The organism is Amycolatopsis lexingtonensis, assembly GCF_014873755.1.
Lineage (GTDB): Bacteria > Actinomycetota > Actinomycetes > Mycobacteriales > Pseudonocardiaceae > Amycolatopsis > Amycolatopsis lexingtonensis.
This window is the reverse complement of the sequence record NZ_JADBEG010000001.1, coordinates 7,461,923-7,473,523: the sequence shown is the minus strand read 5'-3', so window position 1 is coordinate 7,473,523 and position 11,601 is coordinate 7,461,923. Positions and strand designations below refer to the sequence as shown.

General features: G+C 69.1%; 13 protein-coding genes. 8 read left to right on the top strand and 5 right to left on the bottom strand.

All coding sequences use genetic code 11. The features are described from left to right. Nucleotides 1–44: 44 nt before the first annotated feature. A complete protein-coding gene (locus tag H4696_RS34460; protein WP_086861366.1) occupies nt 45–1,349 on the top strand; it encodes an acetyl-CoA C-acetyltransferase in 1,305 nt (434 codons plus the stop codon). 59 nt (nt 1,350–1,408) lie between these two features. Here H4696_RS34460 and H4696_RS34455 read toward each other — a convergent pair whose 3' ends face one another. Next, nucleotides 1,409–1,954, bottom strand: coding sequence for a DoxX family membrane protein (locus H4696_RS34455; RefSeq protein WP_086861367.1), 546 nt, complete (start codon nt 1,952–1,954; stop codon nt 1,409–1,411). A 170-nt stretch (nt 1,955–2,124) separates the two neighbouring features. Between H4696_RS34455 and H4696_RS34450 the strand changes: the two genes are divergently transcribed. The 4 genes from H4696_RS34450 to H4696_RS34435 all read left to right on the top strand — a co-directional run bounded on the left by H4696_RS34450 (nt 2,125) and on the right by H4696_RS34435 (nt 5,701). Then, complete coding sequence (locus tag H4696_RS34450; protein WP_086861368.1) at nt 2,125–2,859, top strand: MerR family transcriptional regulator; 735 nt, start codon at nt 2,125–2,127, stop codon at nt 2,857–2,859. A gap of 156 nt (nt 2,860–3,015) precedes the next feature. Continuing rightward, nucleotides 3,016–4,206 (top strand): ATP-binding protein, encoded by a 1,191-nt coding sequence (locus H4696_RS34445; RefSeq protein ID WP_086861369.1) that lies wholly within the window; start codon nt 3,016–3,018, stop codon nt 4,204–4,206. Between the two features lie 237 nt (nt 4,207–4,443). Further along, the gene (locus tag H4696_RS34440) at nt 4,444–4,593 is read left to right on the top strand and encodes a hypothetical protein (RefSeq protein WP_163046719.1); all 150 of its coding nucleotides are present in this window, start codon (nt 4,444–4,446) and stop codon (nt 4,591–4,593) included. A 190-nt stretch (nt 4,594–4,783) separates the two neighbouring features. After that, entirely contained in the window at nt 4,784–5,701 is a 918-nt protein-coding gene (locus H4696_RS34435; protein ID WP_086861370.1) for a bifunctional helix-turn-helix transcriptional regulator/GNAT family N-acetyltransferase, read from the top strand. Here H4696_RS34435 and H4696_RS34430 read toward each other — a convergent pair. Then, nucleotides 5,698–6,270 carry a peroxidase-related enzyme gene (locus H4696_RS34430; protein WP_086861371.1) on the bottom strand — a complete coding sequence of 191 codons (573 nt, stop codon included), beginning with the start codon at nt 6,268–6,270 and terminating at the stop codon, nt 5,698–5,700. The genes H4696_RS34435 and H4696_RS34430 overlap by 4 nt on opposite strands. A gap of 32 nt (nt 6,271–6,302) precedes the next feature. Here H4696_RS34430 and H4696_RS34425 point away from each other — a divergent pair, with 32 nt between their 5' ends. Then, nucleotides 6,303–6,905 (top strand): hypothetical protein, encoded by a 603-nt coding sequence (locus H4696_RS34425; protein ID WP_086861380.1) that lies wholly within the window; start codon nt 6,303–6,305, stop codon nt 6,903–6,905. On the opposite strand, the gene mctP is transcribed toward H4696_RS34425, so the two are convergent. After that, complete coding sequence (mctP, locus tag H4696_RS34420) at nt 6,902–8,545, bottom strand: monocarboxylate uptake permease MctP (protein WP_086861372.1); 1,644 nt, start codon at nt 8,543–8,545, stop codon at nt 6,902–6,904. The genes H4696_RS34425 and mctP overlap by 4 nt on opposite strands. Then, entirely contained in the window at nt 8,542–8,820 is a 279-nt protein-coding gene (locus H4696_RS34415; protein ID WP_086861373.1) for a DUF3311 domain-containing protein, read from the bottom strand. Before H4696_RS34415 ends, mctP begins: the two co-directional genes overlap by 4 nt. A gap of 188 nt (nt 8,821–9,008) precedes the next feature. Here H4696_RS34415 and H4696_RS34410 point away from each other — a divergent pair, with 188 nt between their 5' ends. Next, nucleotides 9,009–10,628 (top strand): alpha/beta hydrolase, encoded by a 1,620-nt coding sequence (locus H4696_RS34410; RefSeq protein ID WP_086861374.1) that lies wholly within the window; start codon nt 9,009–9,011, stop codon nt 10,626–10,628. A 116-nt stretch (nt 10,629–10,744) separates the two neighbouring features. Then, on the top strand, nt 10,745–11,017 hold the full coding sequence (locus tag H4696_RS34405) for a helix-turn-helix domain-containing protein (RefSeq protein ID WP_086861375.1): 273 nt from the start codon (nt 10,745–10,747) through the stop codon (nt 11,015–11,017). On the opposite strand, the gene H4696_RS34400 is transcribed toward H4696_RS34405, so the two are convergent. After that, nucleotides 11,014–11,592: an EndoU domain-containing protein gene (locus tag H4696_RS34400; RefSeq protein WP_086861376.1), complete on the bottom strand. Its 579-nt coding sequence runs from the start codon at nt 11,590–11,592 to the stop codon at nt 11,014–11,016. The two genes, H4696_RS34405 and H4696_RS34400, sit on opposite strands and share 4 nt — an antisense overlap. Nucleotides 11,593–11,601 lie beyond the last annotated feature (9 nt).

The window sequence follows — 11,601 nt, the reverse complement described above, 5'->3', positions numbered from 1 at the left end:
CCAGTAGGTTACAGTGTGAGAGACACGACCAGAGAGGTGAGTTCATGCCGCCGAAGCCGAAGCAACCAAAGCAGGCGCCTGCCGTGCGCAAGGTCGCGATCATCGGGGGCAACCGGATCCCCTTCGCGAGGTCGAACGGCCCGTACGCGAAGGCGTCGAACCAGGACATGCTCACCGCCGCCATCGACGGTCTGGTCAGCCGCTTCTCCCTGCAGGGCGAGGTGATCGGCGAGGTCGCGGCGGGCGCGGTACTCAAGCACTCGAAGGACTTCAACCTGGCCCGCGAGAGCGTGCTGGGCAGCAAGCTTTCGCCCGCGACGCCCGCCGCCGACGTCCAGATGGCGTGCGGCACCGGGCTGCAGGCGATCATCAACGTCGCCAACAAGATCGCGCTCGGCCAGATCGACTCGGCCATCGCGGGCGGCGTCGACACCACGAGCGACGCGCCGCTGGCCGTCAACGAGGACCTCCGGCAGATCCTCATCCAGCTCAACAGCGCCAAGACGCTCGGCGACCGCCTCAAGCTCGTCGCGAAGATCCGGCCCGGGCACATCGTCCCGGCCATCCCGCGCAACTCCGAACCGCGCACCGGCCTCTCGATGGGCGAGCACGCGGCCCTGACCGCGAAGATCTGGGAGATCACCCGCGAGGCGCAGGACGAACTGGCCGCGGCCAGCCACCAGCACCTCGCCGCGGCCTACGACCGCGGGTTCTTCGACGACCTCGTGACGCCGTTCCTCAAGCTCGCGCGCGACCAGAACCTGCGCCCGGACTCGACCGCGGAGAAGCTGGCCAAGCTCAAGCCGGCGTTCGGCGGCCCGGACGGCACCATGACGGCGGGCAACTCGACGCCGCTGACCGACGGCGCGTCGACGGTCCTGCTCGCCACCGAGGAGTGGGCGAAGGCGCACAACCTGCCGGTGCAGGCGTACCTGACGTTCTCGCAGACCGCGGCCGTCGACTACGTCCACGGCGAAGAGGGCCTGCTGATGGCGCCCGCGTACGCCGTGCCGCGGATGCTCGCTCGTGCCGGGCTTTCGCTGCAGGACTTCGACTTCTACGAGATCCACGAGGCGTTCGCGTCGCAGGTGCTGACCACGCTCAAGGCGTGGGAGGACCCGGCGTTCGCCAAGGAGAAGCTGGACCTGGACGCGCCGCTGGGCGCGATCGACCGGGCGAAGCTGAACGTCAACGGCTCGTCGCTGGCGGCCGGGCACCCGTTCGCCGCGACCGGCGGCCGGATCGTCGCGACGCTGGCGAAGCTGCTGCACGAGAAGGGGTCGGGCCGCGGCCTGATCTCGATCTGCGCGGCCGGCGGCCAGGGCGTCACCGCGATCCTGGAGAAGTAGCTTTCATAGGGAAAGTGCCGCCCCCGGAGGTTCGGGGGCGGCACTTTCACGTGAAAGTGTCAGTTGGGGAGCGCCTTCTGGGCCCGCTTGGCGAGCTTGTTGGCGCGCTTCTCGGCCTTGCGGCTCAGCTTCCCGGCCGCGGCGCCGACGTCCTTCGCGGCGTGACGCGCGCGCCAGGCCGCCGACGGCTTGCCGTGTGTGTCGCCGACCGCGAGCAGCAGGCCGCCGGCCAGGCTCGCGTTCTTGAAGAACTGGATCTGCTGCTGCTGGCGCTCACCCGGGTCCTTGATGGCCCAGAAGCTGTGCGTCGCGAGCGTCGTCGGCACCAGGCTGCCGAGCAGCAGCCCGGCCGCGAGCCGCGGCGCCTTCCCGGACGCGAGCGCGAGACCGGCGCCGATCTTCACGGCGGCGTCGATGCGGACGAGCGTCACCGGGTCGCGCGGGATCTGTTCCGGGAGGACATCGCCGAACTTGCCCAAGGCGTTGTCGAGGAACGGTTCCGCCGCCTTGGCGTGGCCCTCGGCCTGCCTCAGCGCATTGATCCCGCCCGTCACGAAGATCGTGGCGAGCAGGGGACGAGCCACTCGACGGAGTATCACGGTCATTGCCTTCCTCGTACGGGCCGCTGCCTGGTCGAACCTACCGCGTGGGTGCCCGCTCGGCCCGTGCTCGAATCCTCATCGGGCTTTCTGGGGAAGTATCGGTCTGACGCTATAGAGCATTAGAGACTCCGATGGTTTGACTTTGACGCTGCGTCAACTTTTATCGTCGAGCCATGGAGTGGTCGATCCAGGACGTCGCCCGCTCGGCAGGGACGACGAGCCGGACGCTGCGCCACTACGGCGCGGCCGGCCTGCTGGCGCCCAGCCGGATCGGCAGCAACGGCTACCGCTACTACGACGAGCAGGCGCTCGTCCGGCTGCAGCGGATCCTGTTGCTGCGCGAACTCGGCCTCGGGCTGCCGGCCATCGCCGAAGTGCTCGACGGGCAGCGGGACAGCGCGGCCGCGCTCGAGACGCACCTGGACCTGCTCGAACAGGAGCAGCGGCGGATCGGACGGCAGATCGAGTCCGTCCGCACGACGCTCCGGAAACTGAAGGGAGGTGAACGACTGATGGCGGAAGAAGTTTTCGACGGCTTCGACCACACGAAGTACGAGGAAGAGGTCACGCGCCGCTGGGGCGCCGACGCCTACCGCCGCGGCGACCAGTGGTGGAGTTCGTTGTCCGAGGCGGAGAAGCAGGCCCACCAGCAGGAGCAGCGCGACATCTGGACCGCGTTCGGCGCGGCCGGGGAAGCCGGGCTCGCGCCGGACGCCGACGACGTCCAGGCGATCACGGGCCAGCTGCACGCGTGGCTGCGACCGGCGGTTTCGTCGGTGTCCGCGGGCTACTTCGCGGGCCTGGGGCAGCTGTACGTGGACGACCCGCGGTACGGGCTGGAAGGCGCGACGGCGGAGTTCGTCCGGGACGCGATGAAGATCTACGCGGAGCGGAACCTCAGCGACTAGCGCTACGTCGTAGTGCGCGCTGGGGGTAGGGACGAGCAGGGGCTGCAGACCCTGTTCGTCTCTATGTACGGCCATCCGGTCGAACATCGGCGACACGCGCTAGCCGTCTATGGCGGAATATCGGGCTCGCGCTAGATACGCCGATAACTTGGCAGAGTGGACCCCATCCGCAACCCCTTCGCGCCGGGCGCCGGGCAGCGGCCGCCTGAGCTGGCCGGGCGTGAGCGTGAGCTCAAGGCGTTCGAAGTGGTACTGGAGCGCGTCGCGCGGGGGAGACCCGAACGCAGTCTGGTGCTCACCGGGTTGCGGGGCGTCGGCAAGACCGTGCTGCTCGGGGAGTTGCGCGCGATGGCCGTCCGGCACAAGTGGGGCGCCGGGAAGATCGAGGCGCGGCCGGACGCCGAGCTGCGGCGGCCGCTTTCCGCCGCCTTGCACCGGGCCATCCGGGACCTCGCCGTGCGGCACCGGGCGCCGGATCGGGTCGAAGAGGTGCTCGGGGTGCTCAAGGCGTTCGCCTTGCGGGCCAACAAGGCCGACGCGAAGCTGCGCGACCGGTGGCAGCCGGGGATCGACGTGCCCGCCGCGCAGGGGCGAGCCGACTCCGGGGACATCGAGATCGACCTCGTCGAGCTGTTCACCGACGTCGCCGAGCTGGCCGCGGACGTCGGCACCGGCGTCGCGCTGCTCATCGACGAGATCCAGGACCTGCAGCCCGACGACGTCTCGGCGTTGTGCGCGGCCTGCCACGAGCTTTCGCAGTCCGGGGCGCCGCTCGTGGTCGTCGGCGCCGGGCTGCCGCACGTGCCCGCGGTGCTGTCCGCGTCGAAGTCCTACTCCGAACGCCTCTTCCGGTACGCCCGCATCGACCGGCTCAGCCGCGAGGACGCCGACTTCGCCGTGATGGCGCCGATCGAGCGCGAGGACGCCGGCATCGAGCCGGAAGCGCTCGACGCGCTCTTCGACGCGTCCGGCGGCTACCCCTACTTCATCCAGGCCTACGGCAAGGCGGCCTGGGACGCGGCGCCGTCCGACCCGATCACCGTCAAGGACGTCCAGGTCGCGGCGCCCGAGGCCGAGTCGGAGCTGGCGGTCGGCTTCTTCGGTTCGCGCTACGAGCGCGCGACGCCCGCCGAGCGGGAGTACCTGCAGGCGATGGCCGAACTGACGCAGGGGCGCGACGAGCCGGCCGGTACCGCCGACGTCGCCGTCTTCCTGGGGCGGAAGCCGTCCTCACTGTCGCCCGCGCGCGACAGCCTGATGAAGAAAGGCCTGGTCTACTCCGCCGAGCGGGGCCAGATCGCCTTCACCGTGCCGCACTTCGGCCACTACCTCCTCGGGCGCGACTGACCCGCTATCCGCGTTTCTCAAGCTTTCTAGGCCATGGGCTAGAGAGCTTTAGAGACATGTATCGGGTTACTTCGCCGTGACGGCGGCCACCCTCGATCTCTCCGGCCCATACCCAACTTCGCCGATGATTCATCGGCAAGTGCGCCACATCACCGGATATTCATTGGCTTCCTTGTGAAAAAAGGCGCATACTGGAGGCACAACCACCGAGACCCTCCGAAGGGGATGCAGAAACCGATGAACAACATCGCCGCCAAGCTCCGTGCCCGTCGCGCCGAGACTCGCACTCGCCGGGCGCTGAACCGGGCGATCGACACCGCCGCGACCGCGACGGTCCGTCAGGAACTCATCGCGATCGCGCAGGCGCGCTCCGGCTACATGCGCTGATCTCTCACCCCGTGGCGGTCGCCCATTCGAGTGACCTATGCCACATAGTGCTCAACGTGTAACGACGCGCTAAGTGCCGTCGATACCCACTACGACCCCGTGATGCTGGCGGACCCCCGACCTGGCAGCATCGCGGGGTTTCCCATTGCGGTAATCTTTGACTTCGTCAACGAACTTGTTGAGGTGGTCAATGAACGACGATCGAGTGGCCGCGGTCCGCGCCTTCAACCGGCTCTACACCGGAGTCATCGGCGTGCTCGACGAAGGTCCGGCCGACGCCGAGTACTCGCTGCCGGAGGCCCGGGTGCTCTTCGAGCTCGCCCACCAGGACCCGATGCCGGTCACCGACCTGCGGAAACGGCTCGACCTCGACGCCGGCTACGCGAGCAGGCTGCTCGCCCGCCTCGAGTCGCGCGGGCTGATCGCGCGGGAACGCTCCGCGGAGGACGCCCGCCGCCAGCTCGTGCGCCCGACGGCGGCGGGCCGCGACGCGTACGCCGTCCTCAACCGCCGGTCCACCGAGCAGATCGGCGGCCTGCTCCGCCGGTTCGCCGACGAAGACCAGGAACGCCTGCTGGCCGCGATGCGCACGATCGGCGACCTGGTCGGCGACCGCCGCCGGGACCCGGTGCTCGTCCTGCGTCCACCACGACCGGGTGACCTCGGCTGGGTGGTGGAACGTCACGGCGCGCTCTACGGCCGGGAGTACGGCTTCGACGACCGGTTCGAGGGACTCGTCGCCCGCATCGTCGCGGACTTCGTGGACAACCGCGACGACCCGCGGCAGGCGTACTGGATCGCCGAGCTCGACGGCCAGCGGGTCGGCGGGATCGCGTGCACCCGCGGCGCGGACGCGGACACGGCGAAGCTGCGTCTGCTGCTGCTCGAGCCGTCGGCCCGCGGCCACGGCGTCGGCAAGCGGCTGGTCACCGAGTGCGTCGAGTTCGCGCGGTCGCACGGCTACCGGGCGATGGAGCTGTCCACGGTGTCGATCCTGACGGCGGCTCGCTCGATCTACCGCGCGGCGGGCTTCGAACTCGTGGCCGAAGCAGACTTCGACGACTGGGGCCCGAAGCTGACCGACGAGACCTGGCGCCTGAAGTTTTAGCGGGGCACGCGGCCCAGCAGGAAGAACTCGGGGTTCGGGCGCAGCGCGGTCAGGTGGGCGAGGCGGTTCGACATCGCGAACAACGCCGTGATCGCGCCGACGTCCCAGATCTCGTCGTCGGTCAGGCCCGCGTTGCGCGCTGCTTCGAGGTCGCCTTCGCCGAACAGCGCGGAGTCCTGGGCGAGCGCCAGCGCCAGGTCGACGATCGCGCGGCCGCGTTCGTCGAGTTCGACCTGCCAGGGGTTGCTCGACACGCGGTCGGCCAGCTCGGGGTCCTTCGCGCGGATGCGCAGGATGGCGCCGTGGGCGACGACGCAGTACGTGCAGTGGTTGGCGCCGGAGGTGGCGACGACGACCAGTTCGCGCTCGGCCTTGGTGAGTCCGTCGGAGCGTTCCATCAGGGCGTCGTGGTAGTCGAGGAACGCGCGCAGCTCGGCGGGGCGGTGGCCGAGGGCGCGGAAGATGTTGGGCACGAAGCCCGACTTCTCCGCGATCGCGCCGACGCGCTCGCGCAGGTCGTCGGGTAGGTCTTCGAGTTCCACCACCGGAAACCGGCTCACGTCGCTCATGGGCTTCACGCTAGCCGTGGTTGGCTGTGCTCGTGACGGACTACGTCGACGGGTACTGCGAACGCGTCGCGCCCGGGCTCTGGGGAGAACCGCTCAACAGTCTCAGCAACCTGGCGTTCCTCGTCGCCGCGGTGCTCGTGTGGCGGCTGGCCAAGGGGGACCGGACCGGGCGGCTGCTCGCCGCGTTGATCGGGCTCGTGTTCGTGGCCAGCACGGTGTTCCACTTGGTCGCCACGCGCTGGGCGGCCGTCGCGGACTCGGGAGCCATTCTCGTCTTCGTGCTGGTTTACGCCGTGGTGTTCGTGCGGGAGCGCTGGAGCCGGCGGTGGGCCTGGGTTGCCGTGCCGGGGTTCCTCGCGCTCACCGTGGTCACGGCGCTGCTGGGCGGCGGGCTTTACCTCTCCGCCCTGATCGGACTCGGCGTCTTCGCCGTGGTGCTCGCCATCCAGCGCGACACCGCCTGGACGCACTTCGCCGTCGCAGGCGCGGTTTTCGCGCTCTCGCTGAGCTTGCGCGCGCTCGACCGGGACGTCTGCGACTACGTCCCGGCCGGCACGCACTTCCTCTGGCACCTGCTCAACGGCGTGGTGCTCTACCTCGTTTCACGGGCGGCCATCCGTCCTCAATGGACTTAGTGGACGCCGATCGGGCGCAGGTCCTTGTCGTGCTCGTCGGCGAGGTAGTCCTCGGGGTTGGTGTCGTCCGTGCCGTTGAACACCTTCGCCCGCCGGGCGACCACCGTGACGATCGCCGCGACCACCAGGTTGGCGATCAGGGCCACGAAGCCGACGTAGATCTGGACCTGGGAACCCGAGAACGGGTGCCAGCCGAAGATCGACATGTTGCCCAGCGGCAGCGCCGACCCGCCGAAGTGGAGCTTGCCGTTGGCCGGGTTGGGGATGCCGTACAGCATGATCAGGCCCCAGCCGATGCCGACGACCCAGCCCGCGATCAGGCCCCAGCGGTGGAACCAGCGCGTGTACAGCGCGAGCGCCACGGCGGGGAGCGTCTGCAGGATCAGCACGCCGCCGATGAGCTGGAGGTCGATCGAGAACTGCGGGTCGATCAGGATGATCACGGCCACCGCGCCGAGCTTGACGACCAGCGAAGCCAGCTTGGCCTGCTTCGCTTCCTCCGCCGGGGTCGCGTTCTTGCGGATGTACTCCTTGTAGATGTTGCGGGTCCACAGGTTGGCCGCGGCGATCGACATGATCGCGGCGGGCACCAGTGCGCCGATGCCGATCGCGGCGAACGCGATGCCGGCGAACCAGGACGCGAAGGTGCTGTCGAACAGCACCGGGACGATCGTGTTGCCGTCCGCCTTGCCGGTCGCCGCATTCGTCAGCGGCTTGACGCCCGCCGTGATCGCCACATAACCCAGCAGCGCCAGCAGGCCGAGCACCAGCGAGTACGCCGGGAGCGCGACCATGTTCCGCTTGATCACGCTGCGGCCGCGCGAGGCCAGCACGCTGGTCAGCGAGTGCGGGTAGAGGAACAGCGCCAGCGCCGAACCCAGTGCCAGCGTCGCGTACTGGAGCTGGTTGTTGGCGTTCAGCAGGACGCCGTCGGCCTTCGACGGGGTCTTGTCGAACTTCGCCACCGCGGTGTCGAAGATGTGCGACCAGCCGCCCAGCTTCGAGGGCAGGTAGATGATCGCCACCAGGATCACGATGTAGATCAGGATGTCCTTGACGAACGCGATCAGCGCGGGCGCCCGCAGGCCGGACTGGTAGGTGTAGAAGGCCAGGATCACGAAGGCGACCAGCAGCGGCAGGTGGCCGACGATGCCGGAGCCGTTGATGCCCATCGTCCGCAGCACGGCTTCGAGGCCGACCAGCTGCAGCGCGATGTACGGCATGGTCGCGACGATGCCGGTGATCGCCACCAGCAGCGCGAGGATCGGCGAGCCGAAGCGGCCGCGCACGAAGTCGGCCGGGGTCACGTAGCCGCGGACGCGCGAAACCGACCACATCCGCAGCGCCGGCAGCAGCACGATCGGGTAGACGACGATCGTGTACGGCAGCGCGTAGAGGCCGAGCGCGCCGGCGCTGAACACCAGCGCGGGCACCGCGACGAACGTGTAGGCCGTGTAGAGGTCACCGCCGAGCAGGAACCACGTGATCCACGAGCCGAACTTGCGGCCGCCGAGACCCCATTCGTCGAGGTGGTCCAGCGCGCCGCCGCGTTGCCAGCGCGAAGCCATGAAGCCCAGGACGGTGACCAGTGCGAACAGGACCGTGAAGATGATCAGCTCGGGCCACTGCAGGTTGCTCATCGAGCGTCCCCCTCGTCCAGGTCGTCGACGCTCAGCCGGTCCGGGGCGTCCGTGGTGGGCTTGTCCCGCGTCATCAGGTAGACGATCCAGGTGGACAGCACCCCGACCGCGACCATCAGGAACTGGAACCAGTAGAAGAACGGCATCCCGAACAGCCGCGGACCGTCCACGTTGAACAGTGGCGTGACCAGGACGAGCAGCGGGACGATCAGGAGCAGGTGCCACGGGTTGAACCGCGACCCACGCACCTTTCCGTCGTGCTTCACAGTCGACATCGACCTCACCTAACACTCCCGTAACCGACCGCCTGACCTTAGAACCTGGGTGACAGCGAGTCACGTCTGTCCGATATCGATTTGATCGCCGCGGTGCCCGTTGCCGACCAACGTCGGTTGCCCCGTTCCGGTGAGCCCTATATCAATAGCCGGACTCCGCACGCGAAAAGTCAAAAAGGGGCAACCGTATGACACGACTCCGCTACGCGGTGGTGATCCCGGCGATCGCCGGCACCCTGCTGGCCGGGTTCACGCCGGCCTTCGCGGGCCAGGAGGCCGCGGCCGGCAAGCAGCCGCTGAACTCCACGAACATCCCGCCGCAGTACGCGAACCAGAAGCTCGACTGGCACAAGTGCGCCGTTCCCGCCGAGCTGCCGACGGCCCCGCCCGCCGGCGCCGAGGACATGGAGTGCGCGACCTACAAGACGCCGCGCAACTGGTACCAGGCCAACGCCCAGATCGACCTGACGATCGCCGTCAGCCGTCTGAAGGCGACCAAGGACGCGACCGCCAGCGTCGTCACCAACCCCGGCGGCCCGGGCGCGCCCGGCCGGAACTTCCCGGCCCGCCTGCGCAACCAGCCGAAGCTGCGCGAGCACCAGGAGATCGTCGGGTTCGACCCGCGCGGCACCGGCAAGAGCACGAACATCACGTGCGGTGGCGCCATCGGCACCGGCTCGGACCTCGACCCGCGTGACCGCGACCGGCAGAACCTGAACCTGATCGTCGCGGCGACGAAGTACGCGGCGCTGTCCTGCCAGCAGAAGTCCGGCGAGCTGGGCCCGCTGATCAACACCGACCAGACGGTCAAGGACATCGACCTGCTGCGCGTGCTGCTCGGCCGCGACAAGATCAACTGGGTCGGCTACTCGGCGGGCACCTGGATGGGCGCGCACTACGCGCAGGCCTACCCGACGCGCACCGGCCGGTTCGTCCTCGACTCCTCGACGGAGTTCACCACGACCTGGCAGAAGTCGTTCGACTGGCAGCCGCTCGGCTTCGAGCGCCGCTGGCGGCAGGACTTCCTCCCGTGGATGGCGAAGTACGACAAGCTCTACCACTTCGGCACCACCGGCGAGGCCGCCCGCCAGACCTACGAGCAGGTCCGCTACGCCCTGACCCAGGGCGCGGTCACCCTGCCCGACGGCTCGACCGTCTCGGCCAACGGACTGGACTCCTTCATCGCGTCGAGCATCTACTCGAAGCGGTCCTTCCCGGGCCTGGCCGACTACCTGGTCAGCGTCCGCACGCTGACCCAGGGCACCGCGTCGGCGCAGGCCAAGACGTCGGCCGCGCAGAAGGTCAAGGCCGCCGACAAGAGCACCGACACCTCCGGCGCCCAGCCGCTGATGGTCCCGACCGACGGCGACGCCTACGACGCCAGCTTCTGGACCATCCCGTGCAACGAGGGCCCGTGGACCGGCACGGTCAACAGCGCCATCAAGGACTCGCAGCGGCTGATCGACAAGCAGCTGCCGCTCCTGGGCGCCGGCTGGTTCATCCAGCCGTGCCTGTTCTGGAAGAAGCCGCCGGCGCCGCTCCCGGTGCTGGACGGCAAGGGTGTCCCGCCGGTGCTGATCGTCGAGTCGGAGCACGACCCGGCGACGCCGATCGAAGGCGCGCGGCGCGCGCACAAGGCGTTCGAGGGTTCGCGGATGCTGACGATCACCGGCGAGGGTGACCACGGCATCTACGCCGGCGGCAACGCGGGTGTGGACAAGGTCGTGGAGGCCTACCTGGTCGACGGCGTCGTGCCGAACGACCAGAGCCTGCCCGGCATGCCACTTCCGGTGCCCGCGGGCGCCTGACACCACAAGGTGTAGTGGAAGCCCCGCCGAACGGAGGTTCGGCGGGGCTTTTCCACACCTGTGCACAGAGTTGTCCACAGGCGGTGGACAACTCGGGTGGTATTAGTATTGGCGACATGGTTCGAGTACCGCTGACAAACGACGAGCGCGAACGGGGCGAACGCCTCGGCCAGGCGCTGCGGACGGCGCGGGCCGGCCGGAGCATGGTGGACGTCGCCGCCGAAGCCGGGATCTCGGTCGAGACGCTCAGGAAGATCGAAACCGGGCGGATCCCCACGCCGGCGTTCTTCACGGTCACGGCCATCGCCGACGCCGTGGGCCTGCCGCTGGACGAGCTGCGCGCGGCGGTCGAACCAGCCGGGTCGCCGTCGCTCAGCCAGGCGAGTTAGACCGGGCGCAGCTGGTTCAGGATGTGCTCGCGGTCGTTGAGGAACGCGCAGCCCGCCACCGGCAGGTCGTAGCTGTTGAGCAGCTTCTCGAAGTCGGAGAACTCGTCCGCCGAGAAGCCGAAGCCCAGCTTGACCGCGTGCGCGGCCAGCACGTCCGCCAGTTCCTCCCACTCGCCGGACCACAGCAGCGTCCGGTAGTGCGTGTAGTCCTCGGGGGAGAGCCGGTCGGCGAGGCTGGTCAGGATGCTGTCGGAGAAGAAGCTGATGCGGTTGCCCTGCAGGTCGGCGACCGTCGGGTTCGCCGGGTCGCGGGCCGCGTCCGGGTTGCGGATCACGCCGGGGCCTGCCACCGGGTAGGCGGTGTGCACGTGCCCGTTCTCTTCGACCAGGACGATCAGGTGGACGTTGAACCGCTCCCCGGCACAGCGCCACCGGCCGTTCTGCTGCCGCCGCCGGGCCTCGCTGGGGTCGTTCGCGACGTCCTTGACGACCGAGATGATCTGCTCGTCGCTCCAGCCGGCCGGGAACTCGCTGGTCGCCCGCCGCCCGACGCCCGGTGCGTGTCCGCCGCCCACTGGCTGCTC

What these genes read in the sequence shown, in the direction of transcription:
- H4696_RS34460 (WP_086861366.1), top strand. Translation starts at nt 45, where the DNA reads ATGCCGCCGAAGCCGAAGCAACCAAAGCAGGCGCCTGCCGTGCGCAAG.
- H4696_RS34455 (WP_086861367.1), bottom strand. Translation starts at nt 1,954, where the DNA reads ATGACCGTGATACTCCGTCGAGTGGCTCGTCCCCTGCTCGCCACGATC.
- H4696_RS34450 (WP_086861368.1), top strand. Translation starts at nt 2,125, where the DNA reads ATGGAGTGGTCGATCCAGGACGTCGCCCGCTCGGCAGGGACGACGAGC.
- H4696_RS34440 (WP_163046719.1), top strand. Translation starts at nt 4,444, where the DNA reads ATGAACAACATCGCCGCCAAGCTCCGTGCCCGTCGCGCCGAGACTCGC.
- H4696_RS34435 (WP_086861370.1), top strand. Translation starts at nt 4,784, where the DNA reads ATGAACGACGATCGAGTGGCCGCGGTCCGCGCCTTCAACCGGCTCTAC.
- H4696_RS34430 (WP_086861371.1), bottom strand. Translation starts at nt 6,270, where the DNA reads ATGAGCGACGTGAGCCGGTTTCCGGTGGTGGAACTCGAAGACCTACCC.
- mctP (WP_086861372.1), bottom strand. Translation starts at nt 8,545, where the DNA reads ATGAGCAACCTGCAGTGGCCCGAGCTGATCATCTTCACGGTCCTGTTC.
- H4696_RS34415 (WP_086861373.1), bottom strand. Translation starts at nt 8,820, where the DNA reads ATGTCGACTGTGAAGCACGACGGAAAGGTGCGTGGGTCGCGGTTCAAC.
- H4696_RS34410 (WP_086861374.1), top strand. Translation starts at nt 9,009, where the DNA reads ATGACACGACTCCGCTACGCGGTGGTGATCCCGGCGATCGCCGGCACC.
- H4696_RS34405 (WP_086861375.1), top strand. Translation starts at nt 10,745, where the DNA reads ATGGTTCGAGTACCGCTGACAAACGACGAGCGCGAACGGGGCGAACGC.